Origin of the sequence: Mycobacterium sp. 1245852.3 (assembly GCF_001669335.1) — a bacterium.
Taxonomy (GTDB): Bacteria; Actinomycetota; Actinomycetes; order Mycobacteriales; family Mycobacteriaceae; genus Mycobacterium; species Mycobacterium europaeum_A.
This window is the reverse complement of sequence record NZ_LZLL01000410.1, coordinates 1-781: the sequence shown is the minus strand read 5'-3', so window position 1 is coordinate 781 and position 781 is coordinate 1. Positions and strand designations below refer to the sequence as shown.

General features: G+C 67.2%; 1 pseudogene. It reads right to left on the bottom strand.

Annotated elements, in window-relative coordinates:
- A pseudogene (locus A9W96_RS18440) lies at nucleotides 1-781 on the bottom strand (hypothetical protein); the annotation flags it as partial.

Here is a 781-nt window from a genome sequence, read left to right as displayed (position 1 = left end):
ACGTGACCACCTACGTCGCTGAGGCGGGCTACGACGATGAGGAACTCGCCCACGCGCTGGCCTCGGTTACCGGCGGCCAGCAGAGCCTCGCAACGCGCGACCAATAGCTCAACGGTCTGGTCGTCGCGGTCGGGGAGCTCGTCGTCGATCTCCTCCAGCGCGTGCAGGGCGCGGTGGTAAAGGTCAGCGGCGCCCTCGTAGGCGAGTCGTGCCATCGCCTGATCTGCGGCACGCCGACAGTAGAACACCGCCTTGGCCGCGTTCCCCGCCCACGCACACTCGAAATAGTGATGAGCCAGTTCGGCCAGCAGCTCGTCCTCGGCGCCCGGCGACGTCTCCAAGGTGGTGGCGATGCGCTGGTGCAATCGCATGCGCCGCACCGACGCCAGCTCGGCAAGCAGAGACTGCCGGACGATGGCGTGGTTGAACCGGTAGAACCCGCCGGGCTCTTCGATGACGATGCCCGCTTGACGCGCCTCGTCGAACGCGTCGACGAGGTCGGTGCCGACCACCTGTTCGACCAGCTCCACAGCAAAGCGGCTGCCGATCACCGCGGCGGCGGCAAGGGCTTTGTTGGTCTCGACCGGCAGCCGAGAAAGCCTGCGGCTCACTGCTTCCCGTACACCCTGGGGCAGGGTGCTCTGGTCCCACACGCCGCCACTCTCATCGACGTGACGCAGGGCCTCGATGAGGAAGAAGGGGTTGCCGCCGGTAACCGAGGCCAGCGCGTGGGCGAGTTCCTCATCGTCGTAGCCCGCCTCAGCGACGTAGGTGGTCACGT